22 protein-coding genes and 1 pseudogene are annotated in these 25088 nt (G+C 70.6%); 8 read left to right on the top strand and 15 right to left on the bottom strand.

Annotated features, from left to right (window positions below; genetic code table 11):
• Positions 1–37 precede the first annotated feature (37 nt).
• Positions 38–601, top strand: a complete 564-nt coding sequence (locus AB0I88_RS25435) for a TetR/AcrR family transcriptional regulator (protein WP_361029332.1) — start codon at positions 38–40, stop codon at positions 599–601.
• A gap of 266 nt (positions 602–867) precedes the next feature.
• Here the strand turns inward: AB0I88_RS25435 and AB0I88_RS25430 are convergent, their stop codons facing one another.
• Positions 868–1476: an NAD(P)H-dependent oxidoreductase gene (locus tag AB0I88_RS25430; RefSeq protein ID WP_361029328.1), complete on the bottom strand. Its 609-nt coding sequence runs from the start codon at positions 1474–1476 to the stop codon at positions 868–870.
• Between the two features lie 260 nt (positions 1477–1736).
• Positions 1737–3617 (bottom strand): hypothetical protein, encoded by a 1881-nt coding sequence (locus AB0I88_RS25425; RefSeq protein WP_361029325.1) that lies wholly within the window; start codon positions 3615–3617, stop codon positions 1737–1739.
• A gap of 76 nt (positions 3618–3693) precedes the next feature.
• On the opposite strand from AB0I88_RS25425, the gene AB0I88_RS25420 reads away from it, so the two are divergent.
• Positions 3694–4548 carry a hypothetical protein gene (locus AB0I88_RS25420; protein WP_361029322.1) on the top strand — a complete coding sequence of 285 codons (855 nt, stop codon included), beginning with the start codon at positions 3694–3696 and terminating at the stop codon, positions 4546–4548.
• Positions 4549–5156: 608 nt separating this feature from the next.
• Here AB0I88_RS25420 and AB0I88_RS25415 read toward each other — a convergent pair.
• The 10 genes from AB0I88_RS25415 to AB0I88_RS25370 form a co-directional block, all read right to left on the bottom strand.
• Positions 5157–5582 (bottom strand): hypothetical protein, encoded by a 426-nt coding sequence (locus AB0I88_RS25415; protein WP_361029319.1) that lies wholly within the window; start codon positions 5580–5582, stop codon positions 5157–5159.
• A 180-nt stretch (positions 5583–5762) separates the two neighbouring features.
• Positions 5763–7118 carry a nitrate/nitrite transporter gene (locus AB0I88_RS25410; RefSeq protein ID WP_361029316.1) on the bottom strand — a complete coding sequence of 452 codons (1356 nt, stop codon included), beginning with the start codon at positions 7116–7118 and terminating at the stop codon, positions 5763–5765.
• Positions 7119–7120: 2 nt separating this feature from the next.
• Positions 7121–7438, bottom strand: coding sequence for a Rieske 2Fe-2S domain-containing protein (locus AB0I88_RS25405; RefSeq protein WP_361029314.1), 318 nt, complete (start codon positions 7436–7438; stop codon positions 7121–7123).
• Positions 7435–9897 (bottom strand): nitrite reductase large subunit NirB, encoded by a 2463-nt coding sequence (nirB, locus tag AB0I88_RS25400; RefSeq protein WP_361029311.1) that lies wholly within the window; start codon positions 9895–9897, stop codon positions 7435–7437. The genes AB0I88_RS25405 and nirB (AB0I88_RS25400) overlap by 4 nt, the downstream gene beginning before the upstream one ends.
• Positions 9897–12014: a molybdopterin oxidoreductase family protein gene (locus AB0I88_RS25395; protein WP_361029308.1), complete on the bottom strand. Its 2118-nt coding sequence runs from the start codon at positions 12012–12014 to the stop codon at positions 9897–9899. The genes nirB (AB0I88_RS25400) and AB0I88_RS25395 overlap by 1 nt, the downstream gene beginning before the upstream one ends.
• A gap of 173 nt (positions 12015–12187) precedes the next feature.
• Positions 12188–12562 (bottom strand): Rieske (2Fe-2S) protein, encoded by a 375-nt coding sequence (locus AB0I88_RS25390; protein ID WP_361029305.1) that lies wholly within the window; start codon positions 12560–12562, stop codon positions 12188–12190.
• Positions 12559–15024, bottom strand: a complete 2466-nt coding sequence (nirB, locus tag AB0I88_RS25385; protein ID WP_361029302.1) for a nitrite reductase large subunit NirB — start codon at positions 15022–15024, stop codon at positions 12559–12561. Before nirB (AB0I88_RS25385) ends, AB0I88_RS25390 begins: the two co-directional genes overlap by 4 nt.
• A gap of 290 nt (positions 15025–15314) precedes the next feature.
• The gene (locus AB0I88_RS25380) at positions 15315–15974 is read right to left on the bottom strand and encodes a sirohydrochlorin chelatase (protein WP_361029299.1); all 660 of its coding nucleotides are present in this window, start codon (positions 15972–15974) and stop codon (positions 15315–15317) included.
• A 278-nt stretch (positions 15975–16252) separates the two neighbouring features.
• On the bottom strand, positions 16253–17353 hold the full coding sequence (locus tag AB0I88_RS25375; RefSeq protein WP_361029297.1) for a uroporphyrinogen-III synthase: 1101 nt from the start codon (positions 17351–17353) through the stop codon (positions 16253–16255).
• A 127-nt stretch (positions 17354–17480) separates the two neighbouring features.
• Positions 17481–17699: a hypothetical protein gene (locus tag AB0I88_RS25370; RefSeq protein ID WP_361029294.1), complete on the bottom strand. Its 219-nt coding sequence runs from the start codon at positions 17697–17699 to the stop codon at positions 17481–17483.
• A 154-nt stretch (positions 17700–17853) separates the two neighbouring features.
• Between AB0I88_RS25370 and AB0I88_RS25365 the strand changes: the two are divergent.
• Positions 17854–18231, top strand: a pseudogene (locus AB0I88_RS25365) (TRIC cation channel family protein); the annotation flags it as partial.
• 99 nt (positions 18232–18330) lie between these two features.
• On the opposite strand, the gene AB0I88_RS25360 reads toward AB0I88_RS25365, so the two are convergent.
• From AB0I88_RS25360 to AB0I88_RS25350, 3 genes are all read right to left on the bottom strand, one after another.
• Positions 18331–18582 (bottom strand): hypothetical protein, encoded by a 252-nt coding sequence (locus AB0I88_RS25360; RefSeq protein ID WP_361029291.1) that lies wholly within the window; start codon positions 18580–18582, stop codon positions 18331–18333.
• Between the two features lie 67 nt (positions 18583–18649).
• Entirely contained in the window at positions 18650–19654 is a 1005-nt protein-coding gene (locus tag AB0I88_RS25355; RefSeq protein WP_361029288.1) for a 2-hydroxyacid dehydrogenase, read from the bottom strand.
• Positions 19655–19741: 87 nt separating this feature from the next.
• Positions 19742–20650, bottom strand: coding sequence for a diiron oxygenase (locus AB0I88_RS25350; RefSeq protein ID WP_361029285.1), 909 nt, complete (start codon positions 20648–20650; stop codon positions 19742–19744).
• Positions 20651–20702: 52 nt separating this feature from the next.
• Here AB0I88_RS25350 and AB0I88_RS25345 point away from each other — a divergent pair, with 52 nt between their 5' ends.
• From AB0I88_RS25345 to AB0I88_RS25325, 5 genes are read left to right on the top strand one after another with little or no spacing between them, the layout of a single operon-like run.
• Positions 20703–21422 (top strand): TetR/AcrR family transcriptional regulator, encoded by a 720-nt coding sequence (locus AB0I88_RS25345; RefSeq protein WP_361029282.1) that lies wholly within the window; start codon positions 20703–20705, stop codon positions 21420–21422.
• Positions 21419–21742, top strand: coding sequence for a DUF4873 domain-containing protein (locus AB0I88_RS25340; protein ID WP_361029279.1), 324 nt, complete (start codon positions 21419–21421; stop codon positions 21740–21742). Before AB0I88_RS25345 ends, AB0I88_RS25340 begins: the two co-directional genes overlap by 4 nt.
• On the top strand, positions 21732–23204 hold the full coding sequence (locus AB0I88_RS25335) for an NAD(P)/FAD-dependent oxidoreductase (RefSeq protein ID WP_361029276.1): 1473 nt from the start codon (positions 21732–21734) through the stop codon (positions 23202–23204). Before AB0I88_RS25340 ends, AB0I88_RS25335 begins: the two co-directional genes overlap by 11 nt.
• The gene (locus AB0I88_RS25330) at positions 23201–24079 is read left to right on the top strand and encodes an SDR family NAD(P)-dependent oxidoreductase (RefSeq protein ID WP_361029273.1); all 879 of its coding nucleotides are present in this window, start codon (positions 23201–23203) and stop codon (positions 24077–24079) included. Before AB0I88_RS25335 ends, AB0I88_RS25330 begins: the two co-directional genes overlap by 4 nt.
• Positions 24076–24915 carry an alpha/beta fold hydrolase gene (locus AB0I88_RS25325; protein WP_361029270.1) on the top strand — a complete coding sequence of 280 codons (840 nt, stop codon included), beginning with the start codon at positions 24076–24078 and terminating at the stop codon, positions 24913–24915. Before AB0I88_RS25330 ends, AB0I88_RS25325 begins: the two co-directional genes overlap by 4 nt.
• Positions 24916–25088: the final 173 nt, after the last annotated feature.

The following is a 25088-nucleotide window of genomic DNA, read 5'->3' as shown; positions in this document are numbered from 1 at the left end:
ATGTTCCGTTTAACAACCCGAGTGACGGGAGTGACAGGTGACCGCCGCGCCTCGCAAACGGGCCGACGCCCGCCGCAACGAGCAGACGCTGCTGGACGCGGCCGCCGCGGCGTTCGTCGTGTCCGGAGTCGACGTCCCGGTCCGCGACATCGCCGCACGCGCCGGCGTCGGCGTCGGCACGATCTACCGCCACTTCCCCACCCGGGCCGACCTGATCGTCGCCGTCTACCGGCACCAGGTGGAGGCGTGCGCCGAGGCCGGCCCCGCGCTGCTCGCCGGCAACGTGACCCCGCACGAGGCACTGACCCGCTGGATCGACCTGTTCGTCGACTTCCTGATCACCAGGCACGGCCTGCCCGAGGCGCTGCGCTCCGGTGACGCCACCTTCGAGACGCTGCACTCGTACTTCCTGGACCGGCTCGTCCCGGTCTGCGACACCCTGCTCGCCGCCGCCGTCACGGCCGGCCAGGTGGTCCCCGGCGTGGACGCCTACCAGCTCATGCGCGCCGTCGGGAATCTCTGCATCGGCGCCGGCAGCGACGACCGCTACGACCCGCGCCGGATGGCCGCCCTGCTGGTCGCCGGCCTGCGCACCCGATGAGCCGGACCGTCGGATGCCGGCCGTCATGCGCCACGCCACCGTTCGCGCCCGCAGCCAGGCGGGCCGGCGCCCGTCCGGCGAGCGGGATCACCGCCACCGGGCCGGACAGGTGCCCGGCGGTCACCCACCGGGCGGCCGGAAGTGGCGCGTCCCGGCCGGACACGATCGCCGGGACGGCCACCGCGGTGACCGTGGTGCCGAGGACGACCGTCAGCCCGATCGCCCGGCCCGGGGATCCGGTCCCCCGGCCGGGCTCGTCGCGGACGTCAACGGGCGTACGGGCGTTCGCGGCGTGCCGTGCGCAACAGACCGGACCACCAGGTCAGCTCGTGCAGGGCCGCCCCGAACGCCTCGGTCACGTCGGTGGGCGGCGAGTATCCGGCCGGGCTCAGGTCGGACCACGGGCGGCTCAGTCCGACGACCCGCCGGGTGGTGACGACGTGCAGCTCGGCGAGGACGCCACGCAGGTGTTCGGTGGCGAGCAGGCCGCCCTGCACCCCGTACGACAGGACGGTGGCGGGTTTGAACATCCACTCCCGGTAGTGCCAGTCGATGAGCCGCTTGAGACTCGCCGGATAGCTGTGGTTGTACTCCGGGGTGACGAGCACGTACGCGTCGGCGGCGTCGATGCGCTCGGCGACCGGCGATCCGGTGCTGCCACCGGGGCGCAGTTCACCGTCGTCCGGAAGCCCGCACTCGGCGCAGTCGATGAGGTCGACCTCGGCGCCGGTGGCGGCGGCACGGAAGGCCGCCCATTCGGCGAGGGCGCGGCCCATCCGCTGGTCACGGACGCTTGCGGAGATCACCGCGAGCCGCAGCGGCTCGCCGCCCGCGGTGGTGTCGGTGGGGATCTCGGAAACGGTCGTCTCAGTCATGCGGCCAGCCTCGGCCTTCAACATATGTTGAGGTCAAGACACGTCGCGGCGCGTCATGGAGAAATGACCGCACGGCTCTCCGCCACTTACACGCCGAGGAACGGACGGCCGCGCTCCGCTCGTACCTTGCCGAGATGTGGTCCGGAGCGCGCCTCCGCGATCCCTGAGGGACCACTCACGGGGTTTCCGCCGGCGAGCCGGGCTTCGGCGATCGGCGAGGGTGACGCCGGCCCCGGGGTTGCGGGGCCGGCGTGCGCGGATCAGGGCTGGCTGCGCGGGCTCTCCGGGGCCAGCGTGTCGATGAACTCGTGGGTGTCGTGGATCTTGCTGGACTTGCGGGCCTGCTCGGCCTCGGCGCGCAACTGTGTGGACACCGAGCCCACGTCGGCGCCCGGAATCGCGGCGACCGTGCTGTAGGCCTTGTCGGCCAGCGCGTACGCGGCCCGGTAGTCGTGCGCGGCGAACGCCTTCGACGCGCCGCCCAGCAGCAGGTCGGCGGCCTTCAGCGCGGTGCGGCCCTTGCCGTTCGGCACGGTGGCGGCCAGCCGGTTCGCGGCCTCCCAGTACGCCGCGGTCAGGAACCGGTCGCTGTTGTCCCGGTCGAACTGGCTGAAGTCCCAGTTCACGTCGATGTAGCTCATCATCGAGTTGTTCTCGTCGCCGGCGTTGGCGAACCAGAAGTCGCCGGACGCGCCGTAGTCGACGCCGGTGGCGCTGTCGTAGCCGTCGTGCGGGTGGCTCATGCCCAGGTGGTGACCGACCTCGTGGATCTGCGTGGTGGTCAGGCCGTAACCGCGGGAGACCACGTCCGGGGAGATGAACGAGAACACGTAGCTCTGGTCGCCGTCGACGTAGTTGTCGTCGGCGAACCCGAGGCCGGGCGTCTCCACACCCTCACCGACCGCGTAGTTGAACATCGGGATCTCGTAGTCCACCCGGCCCTGGTCGTCGAGGGCACGGTCGAGGTTCTCGGTGTTGTACAGGTACAGGTTGGCGATCGCCGGATAGCCGGTGTCCGGGTAGCACGACTCGTCGGTCAGCACCCCGAGGTAGCACTCCTCGGCGCGGGCGTCGTACGGCAGATCCTGCGAGTCGTAGCTGAGCCTGTTGCGCCAGCGCAGCTCGGACAGCTCGTCGACGAGCAGCTTCTCCGAGATGTACTTCTCCGACGCGTCGACACCGGGCCAGCCCTCGTACGTGTTGTCGTCCAGGTTCAGCGTCCGCGGCGGCTCGGCGGCCGGCAGCTCCACCGGGTACAGCGGGGACGTGGTGAACAGCAGGTTCAGTGCCACGTAACGGGTCAGCTTGCCCAGGTCGCCGGAGAGCGCCGCCGGGGACCGGTAGGCGCCGGCCGCGTACTCCCACACCGGCGGGATGCGGTAGTCGGGCACGCCGTCGCCGTCCAGGTCCGGGTTGTCGACGTCGAAGTTGCCGGTCCACCCCTCCGGGCCGGCCGACAGGTCGTGGAACCAGACCCGCCGGGTGGCGCCCAGACCGGTCTCCTCGTCGTCGGCCGTGGTGCCGCCCCAGGCGATCATCTTACGGCTGTCCCGCTGAACACCGAAGTCGTAACCGGTGTCCGGGTCCGGCTCGCCGGTCTTGGTGTAGACGTGGTGCTTGAAGTCGGAGCGGCCGTGCCAGTTGATGAAGAAGATCGTGTTGCGGCGGGTGTCCACACCGGCCGGCGGGTTGAACGCCAGCCACTTCTCCACGCTCGGCGCGTCGATCGTGTGGTTGCCCGCGACGTCGAGGACGTTGTTGGCCTGGTCGTTGTAGGCCTGCTGGTAGGCGGTCAGCGGGGCCGGTTTCGCGAGCTTGCCGAGCTGTTTGAACAGCTGGTCCTCGTAGGCCTTGCGGGTGTAGGTGAGCCGGTAGTCGTACCGGTACTTGATGCCGAGCTTCTCGGTCACGCCATACCACAGCCGGGAGCGGACCACCGGCTCGTACTCACCGGCCAGTTCGGCGAGGAACCCGGTCTTCGCCACCTGGGCCGGCTCGTAGCCGACGAACACCACGTTGACCGGCACCTTCTCGACGAGGCGTGGCTGGCCGCCCGGCTGCAGATAGCCGAACGACGGCGCGGCCGCGGAGGCGCCGGCGGGTCCCGCCGAGGCCGCCACGATCGCCGCGACGAGCGTCACGGTGAAAGATCTTCTCCATCCCATGTCGACACGCTGCCATCAACGACGACCGATGGGAACCCCTGAGGTCCGGACATTGACTATCCTCACGCCGTGGGCCGGCGTCCTCGCGGCGCTGTGGGCGGCGGCCATGTCGGCCGGGCTCGTCGGGCTGGACGGCACCGCGCTGTGGATGCCGTTGACCATGCCCGGCGGCGAGCGGGCCGAAGTGCGGGGACGCGCACTCGCCTTGCTGCTTCTGATCACACCGATCGCGCTGCTGCTCACCGTCGCCGGGGTGCTGGCCGCTCCGGTCGTCGACCCGTTGCCGGCGCTGTCGGTGTTGCCGGCGGTTCTGGGTGCGGGGGCCACGGTTCCGGTGTGGGTGTCGCTGTTGCGGGTCCGGCCGGTGCCCGACCCCCGGCATCCGACCGCCGCGGACAACCCGACCGACATGATCAGCGTGCTGGTGGCTTCCGGTGCGGCTGTGGTCGCGTCGTCCGTACCGATGGCGGTGTTGGTCTGGGGTTCGGAGGGTCTGCGCTGGATCGCTCCGCTCGCCGGGCTCGCGGCCGGCGCCGCCGCCTGGTGGGGTGGCGCGTGGCTGGCCGATGACCGGCTCGCCAATCGCGGCGCCGAGGTGCTGACCGCGGCCGGGCAGCACACGCGCCCGCCGGAGACGCCCATCCCGATGCGGTGGGACGCCGATTGGCACCGCGAGAACCGTACCACCGCCTGGGCGCTGGGCCTGTTGACCGTCGGCTGGATCCCGGTGATCCCGCAGGGCCTCATGGTGCTGGTCTTCGACATCTCCGGCGGCTGGATCGTGGCCTCCCACCTGGACGGCGGCGCCCGCACCGGAGCGGCCGCCGCGATGGTCGCCCTCGGCGGGGCGATGCTGCTGGCCGGCCTGGTGCTGTGGGGCCGCCGTCCCCGCCCGGCGGTGAACTAGCCGTTCCCCGAGAAGGTGATGACCGGGCCGCGACGTGGCCAGACGCTGCCTCAACACCGGTGGGACAGGACCCGGCGCCAGCCGAACGGTCCCAGAGCAATCCCGGCCGGCCGTGAGCGCTGACATCCCTGCTGTCCTTGAGGGACGGCTCGCTACCGGCCCTTATCCGGTCTGGCCCGGTCACCGGGCCAGACCTCGCGGGTGCCGGGTAGCGGAAAGCCGAGACACGGAACCACCGCGACGATCACCGGTTCGCAGCTCACTGCGAAACCAGCCCCTCCATCCAAGGAGACAGGACACGGATCACGGCTATATACGTCCCAGACACACGACACCCACCACGGGTGTCATCACACCCACCACGGGTGTCACGTTCTCAACGCAGGCATCACGGCGAACGCCGGCCCCGCCCCACAGGCAACACGGCACCATCCGGCCTCCGAGCCGTCCGACCCACCGGTGTCATGGAGGGACTGTGGGAATTTCGGCTGATCCTGTTCGGCTACAGCGATCGCCACCTGCGAACGGACACACCCGTCCTGGATTCGGGAACGGCCGAGGGCCGCACCCGGTGATCGGGTGCGGCCCTCGGCCGATCGAGCTGCTGCTCAGTTGTTCTTCCACGGGCCGCGGGGGCCCTGGTCACGGTCGCCCGGACCGTTGTTCCAGTGGTGGTTGTCCGGGCCGCCGTTCCAGTCGCGGTCGTGGTGGTTGGAGTTCCAGCCGTAGGAGACCTTCAGCGCCCAGTCGCCGCGGTGGAAGCCGCGGTAGACCCGGAAGCAGGTGTACCGCTCCCACCGGTCCTGCCAGACGCCGGTCTTGCCGATCCGGTGGCAGGTCCGCGGGCTGTTGTAGAAGCCGACGATCCGGTCCCGGCGCGGGAAGGCGCTCTGCTGGGTGGCGGTGTGCTTGGGCTTGAAGTCGGCGGCGGCGGAGGAGCCGGCCGGGGAGGCCGCGGCCGGGCCCGCGGAGATCGTCAGGCCGGCCGCCGCAGCGACACCGGTCATGACGAACGCTCGCGTCATCTTGTTCATCGGATCACTCTTTCCACAAGAAAGGGTAATTTCTGGACAAGATGGATCGTATGGATCATCCCGGCTCGGGGCCTCGAACCACGCAGACCACGTTCGAGTGATCTATCCCGAAAACCCACCCCGGACAGCCGAAGGACCCTCCCCCGAAAAGGGGAGGGTCCTTCGGCTGAAAGAGGAACGTCAGACAGCGATCTTGGCGCGGGCCGCCGGCCGCAGGTACACCACCCAGGTGACCAGCACGCAGAGCGCGTAGAACCCGATGAACGCGATGTACGCGGCCTCGGCGTCCTTGTAGGTCAGGAACGACTGGCGGAAGGCCAGGTTGACCAGCACCCCGCCGACCGCACCGATCGCGCCGGCGATGCCGATGACCGCGCCGGAGATCCGGCGGGCCTGGTGCTCGTCACCGGCGTACTTCTGCTTGAAGATCCCGGGGATCATCTTGTAGGTCGAGCCGTTGCCCAGTCCGCTGAGGATGAACAGCGAGATGAAGCCGACCAGGTAGAGCGGCAGCGACCGCTGCTGCGCCGCGAAGAGCACGATCGAGGCGCCCACCGCCATGGCGATGAAGTTGACGAAGGTGACCTTCGCGCCGCCGAGCCGGTCGGCCAGCGCCCCGCCGAACGGCCGGATCAGCGAACCCAGCAGCGGGCCGAGGAAGGTCAGGTAGGCGGCCTTGATCGGGGTGTTGAACGTCTCCGCGAACTGCACCTGCAGCACCTGGCCGAACGCGAACCCGAAGCCGATGAAGGACCCGAACGTGCCGATGTAGAGCAGCGACATGATCCAGGTGTGGCCCTCCTTGGCGGCGGCACGCATGCCACCCTTCTCGTTGCGGGCCTGGGTCAGGTTGTCCATGTAGACGGCCGAGCCGAGCGCCGCGATCACGATCAGCGGGATGTAGATGCCGGCCACCAGGCCCGGGTTGTCGGCGCCGAAGACCGCGAGCACGAACAGGCCGACCAGTTGCACCGCCGGGACGCCGATGTTGCCGCCGCCGGCGTTGACGCCGAGCGCCCAGCCCTTGAGCCGGTCCGGGTAGAAGGCGTTGATGTTCGCCATCGAGGAGGCGAAGTTGCCGCCGCCGACGCCGGCCAGCGCCGCCAGGATCAGCAGGGTGTTGTACTCGACCCCCGGCTGGATCATGAAGGACATCAGCACCGACGGGACGAGCAGCAGCGACGCGCTGATGATCGTCCAGTTCCGGCCGCCGAACTTGGCCACCGCGAACGTGTACGGGATCCGCAGACCCGCGCCGACCAGGGTGGGAACCGCGGTGAGCAGGAACTTCTGGGCCGGGTCGAAGCCGTACTGCGGGCCCAGGAACAGCACCATCACCGACCAGAGCGACCACACCGAGAAGCCGATGTGCTCGGAGAAGATCGAGAAGATCAGGTTGCGCTTGGCGATCCGCTTACCGCCGGCCTCCCAGAACTCCCGGTCCTCGGGCCGCCAGTCGTCGATCCAGTGGCCCTTGAGCGTCGCGGCGCCGGGTCTCGCGGGCGCGATGTCCGCGGCGGGCAAAGTCGCAGTCATGTTCAGTCTCCCAAAATGATGTGACCGTCATCGACCCGGACGGGGTAGACGCTGATCGGGGGCTGGCCGGACTGGGAACACCCGGTGGAGAGGTCCCATGCGTACAGGTGCAACGGGCAGACGACGACCTTGTTGTCGATCTGTCCATCCGCGAGCGGGCCGCCCTTGTGGGGGCAGACCGCCGACACCGCGCGAAGGGAGCCGTCGCGGAGGCGGAAAACTGCGATCATGTCGGCCCCGACGGCGTAGGTGCGTCCTTCGCCGAACGGGATCTCGTCGAGCGGGCCGAGGATGGTCTTGGCGATGGGGGCGATGGTCATGAGCGCACCGGAACCTGAGGGAGAACGGTCAGGGGAAGAGAGGTACGGAACTGGCCGGGCGTGGCCGGGACGGCCCGCTCCTTCCAGGGGTCCTTGTAGGCCTGCACGGCCTCTTCGATCGCGTCGTCCAGCTGAGAGGCGATGCCTTCGGCGTCGTCGACGACCACGGCGCGGATCTTCTCGATGCCGACCCGCGGCACCCAGGCGTAGGTGCGCTCCAGCCAGTTGGCGTTCTCGCGGTAGTACTGCAGGAACCGGCCGGTCAGGCGGATGACCGCTTCCGGCGAGTCGACCGTGGCGAGCAGGTCGCCCTTGCGGATGTGGGCGCCGGCCGCACCGCCGACGTAGATCTCCCACTTACCGCCGTCGATCGCGACGACACCCAGATCCTTGACGTACGCCTCGGCACAGTTGCGCGGGCAGCCGGTGACCGCGAGTTTCATCTTGCCGGGGCCCTCGAGACCCTGGAACCGCTCCTCGATCGCGATGCCCAGCGCGGTGGAGTCGCCGACGCCGAAGCGGCAGAAGTCGGAGCCGACACAGGTCTTCACGGTCCGGAAGCTCTTGGCGTAGGCGTACCCGGAGGGGATGTCGAGGTCCGCCCAGATCGCCGGGAGCTGCTCCTTCGGGATGCCGAGCAGGTCGATGCGCTGGCCGCCGGTGAGCTTCACCATCGGCACCTGGTACTTCTCGGCGACCTCGGCGATCCGCTTGAGTTCGGCCGGGGTGGTGACGCCGCCCTTCATCTGCGGGACCACCGAGAAGGTGCCGTCCTTCTGGATGTTGCCGTGCACCCGGTCGTTGATGAACCGGGCGTCGCGCTCGTCGACGTACTGATCGGCCCACATCATCTTGAGCAGCGAGGCCAGGCCCATCTTGCTCTTGGCGTCGTGCTCGCCGCCCGGGACCAGCTTGTCGAAGACCGCGGAGACGCTCTTCAGCTCGTACTTGCGGATCGCGGCCATCAGCTCCGGCTTCGGCATCGGCACGCCCGGCACGTACCAGGACGCGGCCGGATCCTCCTCGGCCTCACCACCGGCGGCCCACTCGACGATCCGCTGCACCAGCGGCTTGCACGTGCCACAACCCTTGCCGGCGCGGGTCTTGTCCATCACGCCGGAGACCGTCTTGCAGCCGGCGTTGACGACGCCGCAGATGGCGCCCTTGCTGACGCCGTTGCAGTTGCAGACCTGCGCGTCGTCCGGCATGTCCTCCGGCGACACCTCGCCGGCCGGGCCGCCGATGTCGAACAGCAGCTCGGCCCGCTCCTCCGGCAGGGCCTGCGCCCGGTCGAACGACTGGATCAGGCTGGCGGCCTTGCTGTTGTCGCCGACCAGGATCGCGCCGGCCAGCACCCCGTCGCGGATGATGAGCTGCTTGTAGACGCCCTTCTTCGGCTCGTTGTAGATGATCACCTCGTCGTCGTCCGACTCCGGGGCGATCAGGCCCATCGAGGCGACGTCGATGCCGGCGACCTTGAGCTTGGTGGAGAGCTTCGAGCCGGTGTAGGCGGCCTCGGTGTCCCGGCCGGTGATGTGGTCGGCGAGCACCTTCGCCTGGTCCCACAGCGGCGCGACCAGGCCGTAGAGGTTGCCGCGGTGCTGGGCGCACTCGCCGACCGAGTAGATGTCCCGCTCGCCGCGCACCCGCATCTGGTCGTCGACCACGATGCCGCGTTCGACGGGCAGGCCGCTGTCGGCCACCATCCGGGTGTTCGGCCGGATGCCGGCGGCGATCACCACGACGTCGCAGGGGATCTGCGTGCCGTCGGCCAGCTTGACCCCGGTGACCCGGTCCTTGCCGAGGATCTCGGTGGTCATCGCGTTGGTGACGACCTTGATGCCGAGTTTGTTCTCGACGCTGGCCTGCAGCATGTGGCCGGCCTTCTCGTCGAGCTGGCGCTCCATCAGGTGGCCCATGGCGTGCAGCAGCGTCACGTCGCTGAGGTGGGTCTGCAGGCCGCGGGCCGCCTCCAGGCCGAGCAGGCCACCGCCGATCACGACGGCGCGCTCGTGGTCGCGGGCGTAGCGGATCATGCCGCGGGTGTCGTCGAGCGTACGGAACGCGAAGACGCCCTGGTGGAAGCCGCGTTTCGGGTTGTGGATGCCCTTGATCGGCGGTGTCCACGAGCTGGAGCCGGTCGCGATGATCAGCTTGTCGTACGGCGTCGAGGTCCCGTCGGCCGCGATCACCGTCTTGGCGGCCCGGTCGATCCTCTCGATCTTGACGCCGGCGTTGAGGGTGATGCCGTTGTCGGCGTACCAGCCCAGGTCGTTGAGGTAGATCCCGGCCTCGTCCTCCACCCCGGCGAGCAGGTTGGAGAGCATGATCCGGTTGTAGTTGCCGTACGGCTCGTCGCCGAACATCGTGATGGTGAAGTCGCCGTTGCGGGCGAGGATCTCCTCGACCGTGCGGGCGCCCGCCATACCGTTGCCGATGACGACTAGTCGCTGGGTCATCAGATCTCCACCATTTCGTCGGGGCTGACAGCGGACACTGCGATCCCTTCCGGCACACGCGACAGAGCGACCGCGCACACCTTGAAAGCGGGCATCTTGGAATGGGGATCCAGTGCCGGGTTGGTCAATGTGTTGGCTCCGGGCCAGTGGAACGGCGCGAACACCGTGTCCGGGCGGATGCCGTCGCTGAGCCGGGCGCGCAACGTCGCGGCGCCCCTGCGGCTGCGCAGTTCCACCATGTCGCCGTCGGCGATGCCGTGCCGGCGGGCCAGGTCGGGGTGGATCTCGGCGCGCGGTTCGGGCAGCGCCACGTTGAGCGCCCGCACCCGCCGGGTCTGGGTGCCGCTCTGGTACTGCTGCATGTTGCGGCCGGTCGTCAGCACGTACGGGAAAAGGTCGTCGGGGAGCTCGGCAGGATCGCGGTGATCGACCCGCACGAACCTGGCCCGGCCGGAGGCCGTCGGGAAGCTCTCGGCGAACAGCCGGGGCGTGCCCGGGTGCCCGGAGTCCGGGCACGGCCAGAAGACGCCCTGCTCGGCCTCGATGCGCTGGTAGCTGATGCCGGCGTAGTCGGCGATCCCGCCGGCGCTGGCCCGGCGCAGCTCCTCGAACACCGCCTCCGGCTCGTCGGTGAAGAACTCGCCGCGGCCCAGCAGGCCGGCCAGCTCGGTCAGCACCGTCAGGTCGCTCTTGACCATCGGCGGCGGGGGCAGCGCCATCTTGCGCCGGATGACCCGGCCCTCGAGATTGGTCATGGTGCCCTCCTCCTCCGCCCACTGGGCGGTCGGGAGGATCACGTCGGCGAGCTGCGCGGTCTCCGACGGGAAGATGTCCGAGACGACCAGAAAATCAAGATCCTTGAGCTTCTGTACGACGTGCGAGGTGTGCGGGGCGGAGACGGCGATGTTGCTCGCCAGGATCCAGAGCACCCGGACGCCGTCGTCAGTGCCGAGAGCGTCGATCATCTCGTACGCGGAACGGCCCGGCTGTGGCAGCTCAGCGGGATCGATGCCCCAGACCGCGGCCACGTGGGCGCGCGCCGCCGGGTCGTCGAGCCGGCGGTATCCGGGCAGCTGGTCGGCCTTCTGCCCGTGCTCGCGGCCGCCCTGCCCGTTGCCCTGGCCGGTGATCGTGCCGTAGCCGGAGAACGGCCGCCCGACCAGGCCCAGCGCGAGCGCCAGGTTGAGCCACGCCTGCGCGGTGTCCGTGCCGTTGCTGTGCTGTTCGGCGCCGCGCGCGGTGAGGATCATGCTGGGGCCCTCGGTGGCGAGCAGCCGCACCGCCTCGCGCAGCGACGCCTCGGGGACGCCGGTCATCCGCTCGACCCGCTCGGGCCAGTAGGCGTTCGTCGCCGCCCGGACGGCCGCGAACCCCTCGGTCCGGCCGGCGATGTACTCCTCGTCGATCCAGCCCTCGCGGATCGCGATGTGCAGCATCCCGTTCGCCAGCGCCAGGTCGGTGCCGGGCAGCGGGGCCAGGTGCATGTGGGCGCCGTTGGCCGTGTTGGTGCGGCGCGGGTCGACGACGATGTGCTTGGCGCCGTTGGCCCGGCCCGCGTCGAGGTACTGCATGGACGGCGGCATCGCGTCGGCCGGGTTCGCGCCGACCAGCATCACCGTCCTGGCCTCGGCCACGTCGGCGAGCGGGAACGGCAGGCCGCGGTCGATTCCGAGGGACCGGTTGGCGGCCGTCGCCGCGCTCGACATGCAGAACCGGCCGTTGTAGTCGATCGCCGACGACCGCAGCGCCACCCGGGCGAACTTGCCGAGGGCGTACGCCTTCTCGTTGGTCAGCCCGCCGCCGCCGAAACATCCGACGCTGTCCGGTCCGAACCGTTCCTGGCTGCCGCGGATCGCGGTCACGATCCGCTCGTACGCCTCTTCCCAGGTCGCCTCCCGCAGGGGGGACTCCCGGTTGCCGGGCTCCTTGCGGACCAGCGGCGTCAGCAGCCGGTCCGGGTGGTCCAGCAGGTCCGCCGCGGTGAAGCCCTTGGCGCACAGGCCGCCCCGGTTGACCGGGAACGCGGCCGGTTCGAGCCGCACCCGGGGGATCTCGGGTGTCAGCGTCATCCCGCACTGCAAAGCGCAGTACGGGCAATGCGTCTGGGTCGCCGTCACACCGAAGATGTTCGCGGCCCGCCGTTACCCGCTACGACGCCTGACGGTGACGCTGTTGTTCAGGATTCCCTACAACCGTCTCGCAACGCTTGTGACTACAAACGGCTACCGACCGTTGTAAGGCCGGCGCCCCCGCCGGCGCGGACCGCGATCCGCGCCGGCAGGGGCGCCGGTCAGCCGCCCAGCACGACCTGGCCGTCCTCGGCCCAGACCCGGTAGGAGTCGAGCGACGGCAGGCCGGATCTGGAGCAGCCGGTCGCGAGATCGAACGCGTTCTGGTGCAGGGGGCAGAGCACGATCTCGTTGTCGATCTGGCCGTCGGCCAGCGGGCCGCCCTTGTGGGGGCAGACCGCCGACACCGCGCGCAGGGCGCCGTCCCGGAGCCGGAAGACCGCGATCATCCGGTCGCCGACGGCGTAGGTGCGTCCTTCGCCGAACGGGATCTCGTCGACCGGGCCGAGGACGGTCCGCTCGATGGGCGCGATGGTCATGGCAGGTGCCTTCCGGGTGGTGTCGTCGGTGGATGCCGTCTGGGTGGGTGCGGTCATGACCTGACCGGGACCCGCGGCAGCGCGGTCAGGGGAAGCGAGGTGCGGAACTGGCCGGGCGTGGCGGGTTCGGCCCGCTCCTTCCAGGGGTCCTGGTAGGCCTGCACGGACGCTTCCATCGCGGCGTCCAGAGCCTCCGCGATGCCCTCGGCGTCGTCGACGACCACCGCGCGGATCTTCTCGATGCCGACCCGCGGCACCCAGGCGTACGTGCGCTCCAGCCAGTTGGCGTTCTCCCGGTAGTACTGCAGGAACCGGCCGGTCAGGCGGAGCACCTCCTCTGCCGACTCCGCGGTGGCCAGCAGATCGCCCTTGCGGATGTGGGCGCCGGCCGCGCCGCCGACGTAGATCTCCCACTTGCCGGCGCCGATCGCCACCACACCGACGTCCTTGCAGTACGCCTCGGCGCAGTTGCGCGGGCAGCCGGTGACCGCCAGCTTGAGCTTGCCCGGCGTCTCCAGACCCTGGTAGCGCTCCTCGACGGCGACACCGAGCCCGGTCGAGTCGCCCAGACCGAACCGGCAGAACTCGGAGCCGACACAGGTCTTCACCGTGCGGAAGCTCTTGGCGTAGGCGTACCCGGACGGCATGTCCAGGTCCGCCCAGATCGCCGGGAGCTGCTCCTTCGGGATGCCGAGCAGACCGATACGCTGGCCGCCGGTCAGCTTCACCATCGGCACCTGGTACTTCTCGGCCACCTCGGCGATCCGCTTGAGCTCGGCGGGGGTGGTGACACCGCCCTTGATCTGCGGGATCACCGAGAACGTGCCGTCCTTCTGGATGTTGCCGTGCACCCGGTCGTTGATGAACCGGGCGTCGCGCTCGTCGACGTACTGATCGGCCCACATCATCTTCAGCAGCGAGGCCAGGCCCATCTTGCTCTTGGCGTCGTGCTCCCCGCCGGGCACCAGCTTGTCGAACACCGACGACACGCTCCGCAGCCCGTACTTGCGGATCGCGGCCATCAGCTCCGCCTTCGGCATCGGCACGCCCGGCACGTACCAGGACGCGGCCGGGTCCTCCTCGGCCTCACCACCGGCCGCCCACTCGACGATCCGCTGCACCAGCGGCTTGCACGTGCCACAACCCTTGCCGGCCCGGGTCTTCTCCATCACGCCGGAGACCGTCTTGCAGCCGTCGTGCACCACGGCACAGATGTCGGCCTTGGTGACACCGTTGCAGTTGCAGACCTGCGTGTCGTCCGGCAGTTCGGCCACCGGGGTCTCGCCGGTGGAGGCGCCGATGTTGAAGATCAGCGCGGAGCGGTCCTCGGGCAGCGCCTCGCCCCGGTCGAACACGCGGATCAGCTCGGCGGCCCGGCTGTTGTCGCCGACCAGGGTCGCGCCGACCAGGACGCCGTCCCGGACGATCAGCTGCTTGTGCACGCCGCGCTTCGGATCGGTGTAGACGATCACCTCGTCGTCGTCCGACTCCGGGGCGCTCAGGCCCATCGAGGCGACGTCGACACCGGCGACCTTCAGCTTCGTGGAGACCTTCGAGCCGGTGTAGGCGGCCCGCGGGTCACGGCCGGTGATGTGGTCGGCCAGCACCTTCGCCTGCTCCCACAGGGGTGCCACCAGGCCGTACAGCTCGCCGCGGTGCTCCGCGCACTCGCCGACCGCGTAGATGTCGTCCTCACCGCTCACCAGCATCCGGTCGTCGACCACGATGCCCCGGTCGACGGGCAGGCCGCAGTCCCGGGCGATCCCGGCGTTGGGCTGGATCCCGGCCGCCAGGACCACCAGGCCGCATTCGAGGACCGTGCCGTCGGCCAGCCGGACGCCCTCGACACGGTCCTCGCCGAGGATCTCGGTGGTCATCGCGTCGACGAGCACCCGGATCCCGAGCCGGCCCTCGACGCTGTCCTTGAGCATGGTGCCGGCCCGCTCGTCGAGCTGCATGTTCATCAGGTGGCCCAGGGCGTGCACCAGGGTCACGTCGCCGAGGTGGTTCTGCAGGCCGCGGGCCGCCTCCAGGCCGAGCAGGCCGCCGCCGATCACGACCGCGCGCTCGTGGTCGCGGGCGTACCGGATCATGCCGCGGGTGTCGTCGAGCGTACGGAACGCGAAGACGCCCTCGCGGAAGCCGTTCTCCGGACCGCTGATGTTGCTGATCGGGGGAACCCAGGCGCTGGAGCCGGTCGCGATGATCAGCTTGTCGTAGGGGGTGACCGTCCCGTCGGCCGCGATCACGGTGCGCGACCGCCGGTCGATCCGCTCGACGCGGGCGCCCGCGTGGAGAGTGATGTCGTTGTCGGCGTACCAGGCCAGATCGTTCAGGAAGATCCCGGCCTCGTCTTCCACCCCGGCGAGCAGGTTCGACAGCATGATCCGGTTGTAGTTGCCGTACGGCTCGTCACCGAACATCGTGATGGCGAAGTCACCGCCACGGTCCAGGATCTCCTCGACCGTACGAGCGCCCGCCATGCCGTTGCCGATGACGACCAGTCGCTGCCTACTCACAGCTGGACTCCCTTGATCATGCGTCGCGGCTCGCCCCGCACGGCCCTCGGGGCGTCACGGTCAGCCGCCCGGGGTGGTTCTCGGGCACCGGGCTCCAGCAGCGCGGCATTGCACGCTGTCCCCCGCCGTGTCGATGCTCCTGCATCGTTGGGCCCGATATTCAGGGTGTCCGGTCACACGGGGCCGGGACCTTCGGCCGGTCCCGACCGCCCCGAAATGCCCGCCGACCGCTCACCGGAAAAGGGCCGGCCGCGGGAGATCGCGGCCGGCCCTTTCCCGTGGGCTGACGGCTAACCGACCGTGACGAGGCGGGCGGCGTCGAACCGCCGCAGCACCAGGTCGGCGACGGCGGGATCGTCACACAGCGGCGGGGTCACCGTGTCCGCGCCGGCCGAGTGCAGCGTGCGGTAGAACAATCCGTCCGCCAGCAGGTAGGCGGCGATCGCGACGGTGCGGGCGCCCTCGGAACGCAGGCGTGCCACGACGTCGGGAACCCGCGGGCCGGCGCCCGAGGTGTAGCCGAGTTCGACGCGGCCGGGAAGCTGGGCGGCCGTCTCGCGGATGCCGGCCACCCACAGCGGATCCGACGAGCCGGCGGACGCCAGCACGATCGCGTCGGCGGCGGGCGGCAGGTGGCGCCGCAGGCTGTCGAGGAGTACGGGATCCGGGCCGAGTGGCGCCGCGACCGGGAAGCGGGTGCCCGCCACGGCCCCGGCGATGTCCACGCGCACGTGGTAGCCGGTGGACAGCAGCAGGGGGACGACGACCGCGTCCGTGCACGTGGGGACGATGTCGGCGACCTTCGGCTCCTGCACGTCGACGTAGCAGAGGCGAACGTCCAGACCGGGCCGGCGGCGTGCCACCGCGTCGGCAAGCTCCCGCATCTGCCGGCGCCCGGCGGGCGAGCGGGTGCCGTGGGCCACGGCGATCAGGGTGGTGGTCTCACTCATCGGGCAACTCCTCAAGGCTCTGCCCATGCCGAGGGCCTCGTCGCGGTACGGCGGAGGCCCGGGTCACGGGTCGGTGGAACGCGTCTCCCCCAGCGGCCCGGCACGGCATCAGGCTCGCGATCTCGTCCCGGCCGGCCGGCGCTTCGGCCCTTACCGGGGTGGGTGTCGTCGATGGTGGCCCGGCATGGGCATCGGGCGCTTCCAGGTCCGGCCTCGTCGCCGGCGACGGAGATTCAGTGGATCACTGGTGCGGACTTCTGATCTGACGGACGTCCCGCTCAGGCCGCCTCGTCGAGACGGAGACGGTAGCCGCGCTTGATCACTGTCTCGATGTGCTTGCCCGAGCCGAGCGCCGCGCGCAGGCGGGCCACCGCCACGTCCACCGCGTGACCGTCGTTGCCCCGGGGCAGCGCCGCCGCCAGCTGATCCTTCGAGACCACCGCGCCGGGTTTGCGGGCCAGCGCGGACAGGATCGCCATCGCGGCGGGGGCGAGGGCGTGCGGAACTCCGTCGATGAGGACGGCGTGCCCGCGTACCTCGAGGGTTGATCCGGCGACCGGGAGACGGACCGCGCGCCGCGGCAGCTCGTCGGTGACCGTCTTGATCAGTGCGCCCAGACGGAAGCGTTCCGGCATCACCACCGGGACCCCGCGCTCGATCAGCGGCGCGGCCGTGACCGGGCCGACGCAGGCGGCCAGGGTGCGGCACTCGAAGGCCTGCTCGACGTCGGCGCCGACCTCCCCGGCGATCTGCAGGAACGCCTTCACCGCGGGTGCGCTGGTGAACGTCACCGCGTCGATCTGCCCGGCCGCGACCTGTTCGGCGAGCCGCCGCACCGGGGCCGTGTCGGGCGGCAACGCCCACCGGTAGACCGGGACCTCGACGACGGCCGCGCCGGCCGCGCGCAGCGAGTTGACGAACTCGGTCTGCGGCTCGCCGTGCTCCTGCACGACGATCCGCTTGCCGGCCACGCCTTCGCTGAGCAGGCGTTCGAGGATCTCCTCGGAGGCTTCGGTCTTCGCCGCCCACTCCTCGATGAGGCCGGCCGCGCGGATCGCGCCGCACGGTTTCGGCCCCCGGGCGAGGATCCGGGCCTCCGACAGCACCCCGCGGAGTCTCTCCGCGAGACCCCACCCCTCGGCCGCCTCCAGCCAGCCGCGGAATCCGAAGCCGGTGGTCGCCACCACCAGGTGTGGCTCCAGGCCGATGCAGGCCTCCGTCGCCGCGTGCAGCGCCTCGTCGTCGATCAGTGGAATGATGGTGATCGCGGGTGCGCTGATCACCCGTGCCCCACGTCGCTCCAGCAACGCGGCCATCTCACTCCGGCGTCGTTCCGCGGTCACCGCCACGGTGAAGCCGGCCAGTGCGCCCTCGATCATCCGGTCCCCATCCTGTGCCGCTGTCCGTGCAAGAGTCCTAAGGCCTGGTTTCGGGACCGGCAAGTAAATGTTTCCGCGAGAATAACGGCCGGTCACTTGGTTGCCCGGAGCTGTTGTGACCAGTTGATCATGCGCCGGTGACATCGTCCGGACGCTCGAAGAGGGACCCGTCCACCCCCAGGATCCTCCGCACCTCCGCGATCAGATGGAACGCCGCGATCCGCCCGTCCAGCAGCCCGATCCGATAATCGGCGCCTACCTCGGGATCCTCAGCGATCTGCGGGTCCCGGTACCCGGCGGCGCCGTCGGCCCGCCCGGCGTCGTAGGCGACCAGAGCGTCGTCCATCGTTTCTCTCCCCCGGCGTCGCTGCGTTCTCCGTCGTCACGCGCACTCCCGCGCGCAACGTCGCGACAATCTCGCACACCGTGAAAGATCAACCCACCGTCCGACCGTCCGGATCCGCCCGGCCCACCGGGAGCATCCACCGGTACGGCCGTCGGTGGTACACCGGCAACCTGGCCGAAACCGTTCCGCGCCCGGTGCGACATGTGTCACGGCCGCTCGTGCGCTGCCGGCATGTCACCGGTCGCCGTCGTCTAACCGGCCGACCGGTCGCCTCCGCCGCCTCCGGGGCACCGACGGCGATCCACAGCGCATTCGACGTGGCCGGCAATCGCGGCACCGGTCGCCTCCGCCGCCTCCGGGGCACCGACGGCGATCCACAGCGCATTCGACGTGGCCGGCAATCGCGGCACCGGTCGCCTCCGCCGTCTCCGGGGCGCTGACGGCGATCCGCAGCGGGCTCGACGTGGCCGGCATCGCGGTGCTCGCCGAGACGACAGCGCTGGGCTGCGGGGTCCTGCGGGACGTCGTCATCGCCGCCACTCCCGGCCGCGTTCCGGCGGCCCGCGTCAGCGGTGACCCCCGGACAGGGAACCGCCCCGTGACCCTCAGGGCACGGGGCGGGCGGCCGACGTCACACCGGGAGGTGGGCGTGAGCGCGGCGCATCACCATCATGATCTCCCGGGCCAGTTGCCGGCCGGTCAGGTCGCGGACACGGTCGTCCAGGTTGAGTCCCAGCACCTGCCCGGCGGGCCCGACGGTGACGCTGATCGAGCCGTCCAGGCTCGTCGCCCAGCCGGCCGGTTCGGTGGTGTGGCCGGTACGGGTGGTCGCCGTGCCGAGCCACAGTTCCTGCCAGCCGTCGGCGGTCTCGCGTTCGTTCATGTGATCAACGGTATTGATCGACCGGGCGGGCCGACGCGGGCCGGTCGGCCCGACTCACCGGGCCCCGTCAGCAGACCAGGGCCTCCGGCGCGATCGTGGCGGTGGAGCCGTCCACGGCGTAGGCGGTCAGGCTCGCCACCGTGCTGGCCGCGATGTTGTGCAGCGCCTCCTCGGTGAAGAAGGCCTGATGTCCGGTGATGAGCACATTCGGGAAGGTGACCAGCCGGCTGAACAGGTCGTCACCGGGCACCTCGTCGGAGAGGTCCTCGAAGAACAGGTCCGCCTCCTCCTCGTAGACGTCCAGGCCGAGATGCCCGATCCGGCCCGTCCGCAAGGCCCGCAACACGGCGGCCGTGTCGACGAGAGCGCCCCGGCTCGTGTTGATCAGCATGACGCCGTCGCGCATCAGGGCGATGCGCCGGTCGTCGATCAGGTGGTGGGTCTCGGGCGTGAGCGGGCAGTGCAGGGTGACCACGTCCGACTCGGCGAGCAGCGTCTCCAGCGGCACGTACTCCGCGCCGGCCGCGACCGCCTCGTCGCTCGGGTACGGGTCGGCGGCCAGCACCCGGCAACCGAACCCGGCCATGATGCGGATGAAGCAGACACCGATCTTCCCGGTGCCGATCACGCCGACGGTCCGGCCGTGCAGGTCGAAGCCGAGCAGCCCGTTCAGGGCGAAGTTGTGCTCGCGGACCCGGTTGTAGGCGCGGTGGATCCGGCGGTTCAGGGCCAGGACCAGGCCGGCGCAGTGTTCGGCCACCGCGTACGGCGAGTAGCCCGGCACCCGGGTGACCGACAGCCCGAACTTGCGGGCCGCCGTCACGTCGACGTGGTTGTAGCCGGCCGAGCGCAGCGCGACCAACTGGACCCCGGCCGCGGCGAGTCGTTCCAGGACGGGAGCGCCCAGGTCGTCGTTGACGAACGCGCACACCGCCTCGCATCCGGCGGCGAGGGCTGAGGTCTCCGGTGACAGCCGGGGCTCCAGGAAGACCAGCTCGTGGCCGGCCTCCTGGTTCGCCCCGGTCAGGAACCGGATGTCGTACGGCTTGGCACTGAACACGGCGACACGCATGCCATCACAGTAAGGGCCCGCCCGGCACGGGACGGCTGGGCCGCGGCGTGGCCTGGGCGACACCTGTCGGGACAGACCGGTTCGGGGTCACGCGTTCGCCGTACGCGGGAGAAGCCCCGACGCGCGCCAGAGAGCGGTGCCCGGGCCGCCGATCAGATCGAGATCGGACAGGAAGGTGACCACCCGCTCGCCCGCCCATCGCATGGTCTCGCGGAAGTGCGGGTTGGCACGCGCGGCGCGGCGCCCCTCCTCCGGGTCGATGCCGACGGCCCGGTAGACGCGGGGGTCGACGAGCCGGGTCCCGGTCAGGTAGGCGGCCCGGCCGATGACCAGCTTGTCGAAGGCGAGACGGCCGCGGCCGGCGGCGCGGATCTGGCGGGCCAGTTCCTCGCGGGCGTAGCGGACGTGCCGTGCCTCCTCGACGACGTGGATGCGGGAGACCATCCGGACCAGCGGCTGCACGTTCTCGTCGTTCATCGCCTCGCGCTGCAGGGTGTCGAGGATCTCTTCGGCGATGAGGATGGCCGCGTACATGCGGGGGCCGACGCCGGTGTGGGCGATCCATTTGCCGAGCCACTGGTTGACGCCGGCCGGCTGGTAGAGCGGGGCGTCCAGGCGGGCGATCATGCGGCCGAACATCACCGAGTGGCGGCACTCGTCGCCGATCTCGGTGAGCGCGTACTGGGCGTGCGGGGCGGTCGGGTCCTGTTTGAAGTACTCCCGGATGAGCAACTGCATGAGGATCGTCTCGAACCAGACGCCGAGGCCCGCGATGCTGGCGACCTCGTGCTTGGTGAGCTCGATGCGCTGATCCTCGGTCATCCGCTCCCACAGCGCGGTGCCGTAGAGGCTGGAGCGGTGCGGGGGCACGAAGTACTTGCCGGGGACGAACGGCGCTTCCCAGTCGATTTCCACCTCGGGGTCGTAGGAGTGCTCGGCGGAGGAGCGGAGCAGACGGGTGGCGGTGCGGTCCCGCTCGGTGGGAGTGGTGGTCATCCGTACCTCCGAAAGCTTGACGTTACCGGCGGTAACAGTTACTTCTAGTACTATGAACTCGGTCACTCCGCCAGTCAATCCCGGCCCCCCAGGTGGCTCATCAGGCGCCAATCGGGGCGACGGCCGCCGCGGCAGATGGGACGGTCACCGTGAACAGCGCCGGGCGGAGCTGACCGCCGCCGCCATCGAGGCGATCCGGATGCACGGGCCCGACATCGGCATGGAGGCCATCGCCGCCCACGCCGGCGTCAGCAAACCGGTCCTCTACCGCTACTTCGCCGACAAGTCGGAGCTGTGGCTGGCCGTCGGCCAGCAGGCCGGCGCGATGGTCATCGAAGCGATCGTCCCGGCCGTGGCGGCGGTCCGGGAGGAACGCGCGATCGTCGCCGCCGCCATCGACGTCTACCTGGCGCACATCGAGGCCGACCTCAACCTGTACCGGTTCGTCGTGCACCAGCCGGACATCGCCCGGCACCGCGACGTGGTCGCCGATGTGATGGACACCGTGGCCAGCGGCCTGGCCCGGATCTTCGGCGACCGGCTGCGGGCCCGCGGCCTCGACTCAGGCGCCGCGCTGCCGTGGGCGTACGGGGTGGTCGGCTACGTGCAGGCGGTCGGCGACTGGTGGCTGCGCCAGCAGCAGCCGATCAGCCGGGAAGCACTCGGCGACTACCTGACGACCTTCCTCTGGGGTGGCATCGCCGGCATCCGCCGGGCCGCTGACCTCCCCGGCGGACTCGCCGCACATGAAGGGTGGGCCAGAGACCAGTGAGCACCGACGAGGAGGAGTACCGAGGGCCGGCCACGTTACGCATCGACGACGACCGCACGGTCGCGGTCGAGGTGCGCATGTCGGCCCACTTCGACCCGGTCGAGGGCCGGTTCCGCTGGGCCGGGCGCACCGGGCCGGACGATCTGTTGCGCGAACGGGTCAGCGGCGGCCTGCGAACGGCGACGATCATCGTCCCCGGTTCGCCGGAGACCACGGTGAAGCTGAGCGACCCGGACCCCTGGGGCGGCGTCCGGATCTCCGGCGCCGGCACTCCACCGTGGTTCACCCCACTGCCGAAGGAGCCGCAGGATGCCCACTGACCAGCACTTCGACGTCCTGATCATCGGCGCCGGCCTCTCCGGGATCGGCGCCGCCTGGCGGCTGCGGAAGCAGCGCCCGCACGACACGTACGCCATCCTCGAGGCACGCGACGCGATCGGCGGCACCTGGGACCTGTTCCGTTACCCCGGCGTCCGCTCCGACTCGGACATGTACACGCTCAGCTACCCGTTCCGCCCGTGGCGCGAACCGGAGTCACTGGCGTCCGGCGACAAGATCCGGCAGTACATCCAGGACACCGCCGACGAGGCGGGCATCACCGGGCACATCCGTTTCGGCACCCGCGTGGTACGCGCCGAGTGGTCCACCGCGGACGCCCGATGGACCGTCCACACCGCCGACGGCGGCATCCTGACCTGCGGCTTCCTCTACGGCTGCGCCGGCTACTACAGCTACGACCAGGGCTACCAGCCGGACTTCCCAGGACTCGGCGACTTCACCGGGCGGGTCGTGCACCCGCAGTTCTGGCCGGACGACCTCGACTACCGGGGCAGACACGTCGTCGTCATCGGCAGCGGCGCCACCGCCGTCACGCTGGTGCCGGCGATGGCCGCCGACGCGGCGCACGTCACGATGCTGCAGCGCTCCCCCACCTACGTCACTCCCCTGCCGGACCGCGACGTGATCGCCGACCTGGCCCGTCGCCTGCTGCCACCGAAGGCCGCCAACCGGGTGGCACGGGCCAAGAACATCCTGCTCACGCAAGGCTTCTACCAGCTCGCGAGACGGCGGCCCAAGCTCGTGCGCCGCGCGTTGCGCCGCGTCGCCATCCGCTTCCTGCAGAACCCGGGGTACGTGGACGAGCACTTCAAACCGCGCTACGACCCGTGGGACCAGCGGCTGTGCGTGATCCCGTCGGGTGACCTGTACCGGTCGATCACCGACGGCCGCGCCTCGGTGGTGACCGACCACATCGACACGTTCGTCCCGGAGGGCATCCGCCTCCGGTCGGGAACGGTTCTCGAGGCCGACGTCGTCGTCTCCGCCACCGGGCTGTCCCTGCTGCCGATCGGCGGCATCGAACTCGCCGTCGACGGCGCGCCGGTGAAGGTCGGCGAGACGGCCGCCTACCGCGGGCTGATGCTCAGCGGTGTCCCGAACTTCGCCTACTGCATCGGCTACGTCAACGCGTCCTGGACGCTGCGCGCCGACCTGTCCCACCGCTACCTGCTGAAACTGCTCGACCACATGGAACGCCACGGCTACACCACCGCCACGCCCACCGCCCCGGCCACCACCGGCCGCCCGCTGCTCGACCTCTCGTCCGGGTACGTGCAACGGGCCCTCGACAGGTTCCCGCGCCAAGGCGACCGCGACCCGTGGCTGGTCCGGCAGAACTACCTGCGCGACGTGCTCGCCACGCCGCGCGCCGACGTCACCCGCGACATGAGTTTCACCCGCCGTCCCGTACCCGTCCGCTCCGACGTGAAGGTGGCTTCATGACCCGACTTCCCGAGTACCGGTTCTCCGGGCGCACCGCCGTGCTCACCGGCGCGGCCAGCGGCATCGGCGAACAACTCGCCTACGGCCTGGCCTTCCGCGGCAGCCACCTGGTCCTGATCGACGTCGACGAACAACGGCTCGCGCCGGTCGCCGACCGGATCCGTGGCGCCCACCCCGCCCTCCAGGTGGAGACGATCGTCGCCGACCTCGCCGACCGGGCCGCGGTCGAGGCGGCCGCCGCGCGGGTGCTCACCGGGCATCCGGCGATCGGCCTGCTCGTCAACAACGCCGGGATCGCGCTCGGCGGACGGTTCGACCAGGTGTCGGTCGAACAGTTCGAGAAGGTCATGAACGTCAACTTCCGGGCGCCGATGCTGCTCACCCACGCACTGCTCCCGGCGCTGACGGCGGCGCCCGGCGGGCACCTGGTCAACGTGTCCAGCCTGTTCGGGCTGATCGCGCCGCCCGGGCAGACCGCCTACAGCGCCAGCAAGTTCGCGCTGCGCGGATTCAGCGAGTCACTGCGCGCCGAACTCGCCGACAACGGGACCGGCGTGACGACGGTCCACCCCGGGGGCATCCGCACCCGGATCGCGGAGTCGGCGCTGGTGGGCTCACGCGTACCGGAGGAGGAGGTCGAACCCAACCGGGAAGTCTTCGCCGCGCTGCTCAGCTATCCCCCCGGCAAGGCCGCGGAGCAGATCCTGCGGGCCGTCGCGAAGCGAAAGGCCCGGCTGTTGATCGCCACCAGCGCCAAGGCGCCGGACATCCTGGCCCGGCTCCTGCCGGTCGGTCACGCGCGGATCGTGCGCGCGCTGACCACCGCGTCGGTGTCCCGCGGCCCGCGCCCGGCCAGATCGGTGGTCCAGCGGTGAGACATCTGGACGTACGCGGAACCCGGATCCGATGTCACGAGAGCGGGGATCCGGCCGCTCCGCCGGTGGTCCTGCTGCACGGCATCGGCCGCAGCCTGGAGGACTGGGCGGCGCAGCATCCGCTGCTCGACGGCGAGTACCGGGTGATCAGCATGGACATGCCCGGCTTCGGCCTGTCGCAACGGATGCCGTCGCCGACGACGCTCGGCGTGCTCGCCGACGGCGTGTGGGCGACACTCGACGAACTCGGCGAGACCCGTCCCGTGCACCTGATGGGCAACTCGCTCGGCGGCGCGGTGTCCATGACCATGCTGGCCGGGGCGCCCGAGCGGGTGTCCACGGTGACCCTGGTGAACAGCGCCGGATTCGGCAAGGAGGTGACCGTCGCGCTGCGCCTGCTCGCCGTACCCGGGCTCGGCCGGCGGATGCTGCGCCGCGTCGACAGGCTGACCGCGCCCCGGATGGAACGCATGATCTTCGCGGACCGTGCGCTCGTCACACCGGAGCGCGTCGAGATGGCCATCCGGATCGCCCGGCAGCCGGACTTCGCCTCCGTCTACCTCGAGATCGCCAAGGAGCTCGGCGGGTTGCGGGGCGTCGCCGCGGCCTGGCGTGCCGACCTGCTCGCCCGGTGCGCCGCGCACGTGAGACCCACGCTGCTCGTCTGGGGTGATCGTGACCTGATCCTGCCGAGTGCCCATCTCGCCGCCGCGCGCACGGCGTTTCCGCACGCCCGGTGGCACCTGTTCGCGCGTACCGGCCACATGCCGCAGATCGAGCGGCCGGAGGAGTTCGCCGGCCTGGTACGCCCGATGCTGGCGAAGGTCTCCGTCTGAGGCCCCGGTCCAGGCGGCGTCAAGGCTGGCCGCGGCCGTGCACACCGCGGTGAGGCCCCGGTCCAGGCGGCGTCAAAGCTGGCCGCGGCCGTGCACACCGCGGTGAGGCCCCGGTCCAGGCGGCGTCAAAGCTGGCCGCGGCCGTGCACACCGCAGTGAGGCCCCGGTCCAGG

The sequence above is a fragment of the Actinoplanes sp. NPDC049802 genome (assembly GCF_040656595.1).
Lineage (GTDB): Bacteria > Actinomycetota > Actinomycetes > Mycobacteriales > Micromonosporaceae > Actinoplanes.
This window is presented reverse-complemented; position numbering and strand designations above follow the sequence as displayed.

Coding starts and splice junctions, on each gene's coding strand:
- AB0I88_RS25430 (WP_361029328.1), bottom strand. CDS start 1,476: ATGACTGAGACGACCGTTTCCGAGATCCCCACCGACACCACCGCGGGC.
- AB0I88_RS25415 (WP_361029319.1), bottom strand. CDS start 5,582: ATGAACAAGATGACGCGAGCGTTCGTCATGACCGGTGTCGCTGCGGCG.
- AB0I88_RS25410 (WP_361029316.1), bottom strand. CDS start 7,118: ATGACTGCGACTTTGCCCGCCGCGGACATCGCGCCCGCGAGACCCGGC.
- AB0I88_RS25405 (WP_361029314.1), bottom strand. CDS start 7,438: ATGACCATCGCCCCCATCGCCAAGACCATCCTCGGCCCGCTCGACGAG.
- nirB (WP_361029311.1), bottom strand. CDS start 9,897: ATGACCCAGCGACTAGTCGTCATCGGCAACGGTATGGCGGGCGCCCGC.
- AB0I88_RS25390 (WP_361029305.1), bottom strand. CDS start 12,562: ATGACCGCACCCACCCAGACGGCATCCACCGACGACACCACCCGGAAG.
- AB0I88_RS25380 (WP_361029299.1), bottom strand. CDS start 15,974: ATGAGTGAGACCACCACCCTGATCGCCGTGGCCCACGGCACCCGCTCG.
- AB0I88_RS25375 (WP_361029297.1), bottom strand. CDS start 17,353: ATGATCGAGGGCGCACTGGCCGGCTTCACCGTGGCGGTGACCGCGGAA.
- AB0I88_RS25370 (WP_361029294.1), bottom strand. CDS start 17,699: ATGGACGACGCTCTGGTCGCCTACGACGCCGGGCGGGCCGACGGCGCC.
- AB0I88_RS25360 (WP_361029291.1), bottom strand. CDS start 18,582: ATGAACGAACGCGAGACCGCCGACGGCTGGCAGGAACTGTGGCTCGGC.
- AB0I88_RS25355 (WP_361029288.1), bottom strand. CDS start 19,654: ATGCGTGTCGCCGTGTTCAGTGCCAAGCCGTACGACATCCGGTTCCTG.
- AB0I88_RS25350 (WP_361029285.1), bottom strand. CDS start 20,650: ATGACCACCACTCCCACCGAGCGGGACCGCACCGCCACCCGTCTGCTC.
- AB0I88_RS25345 (WP_361029282.1), top strand. CDS start 20,703: ATGAACTCGGTCACTCCGCCAGTCAATCCCGGCCCCCCAGGTGGCTCA.
- AB0I88_RS25335 (WP_361029276.1), top strand. CDS start 21,732: ATGCCCACTGACCAGCACTTCGACGTCCTGATCATCGGCGCCGGCCTC.
- AB0I88_RS25330 (WP_361029273.1), top strand. CDS start 23,201: ATGACCCGACTTCCCGAGTACCGGTTCTCCGGGCGCACCGCCGTGCTC.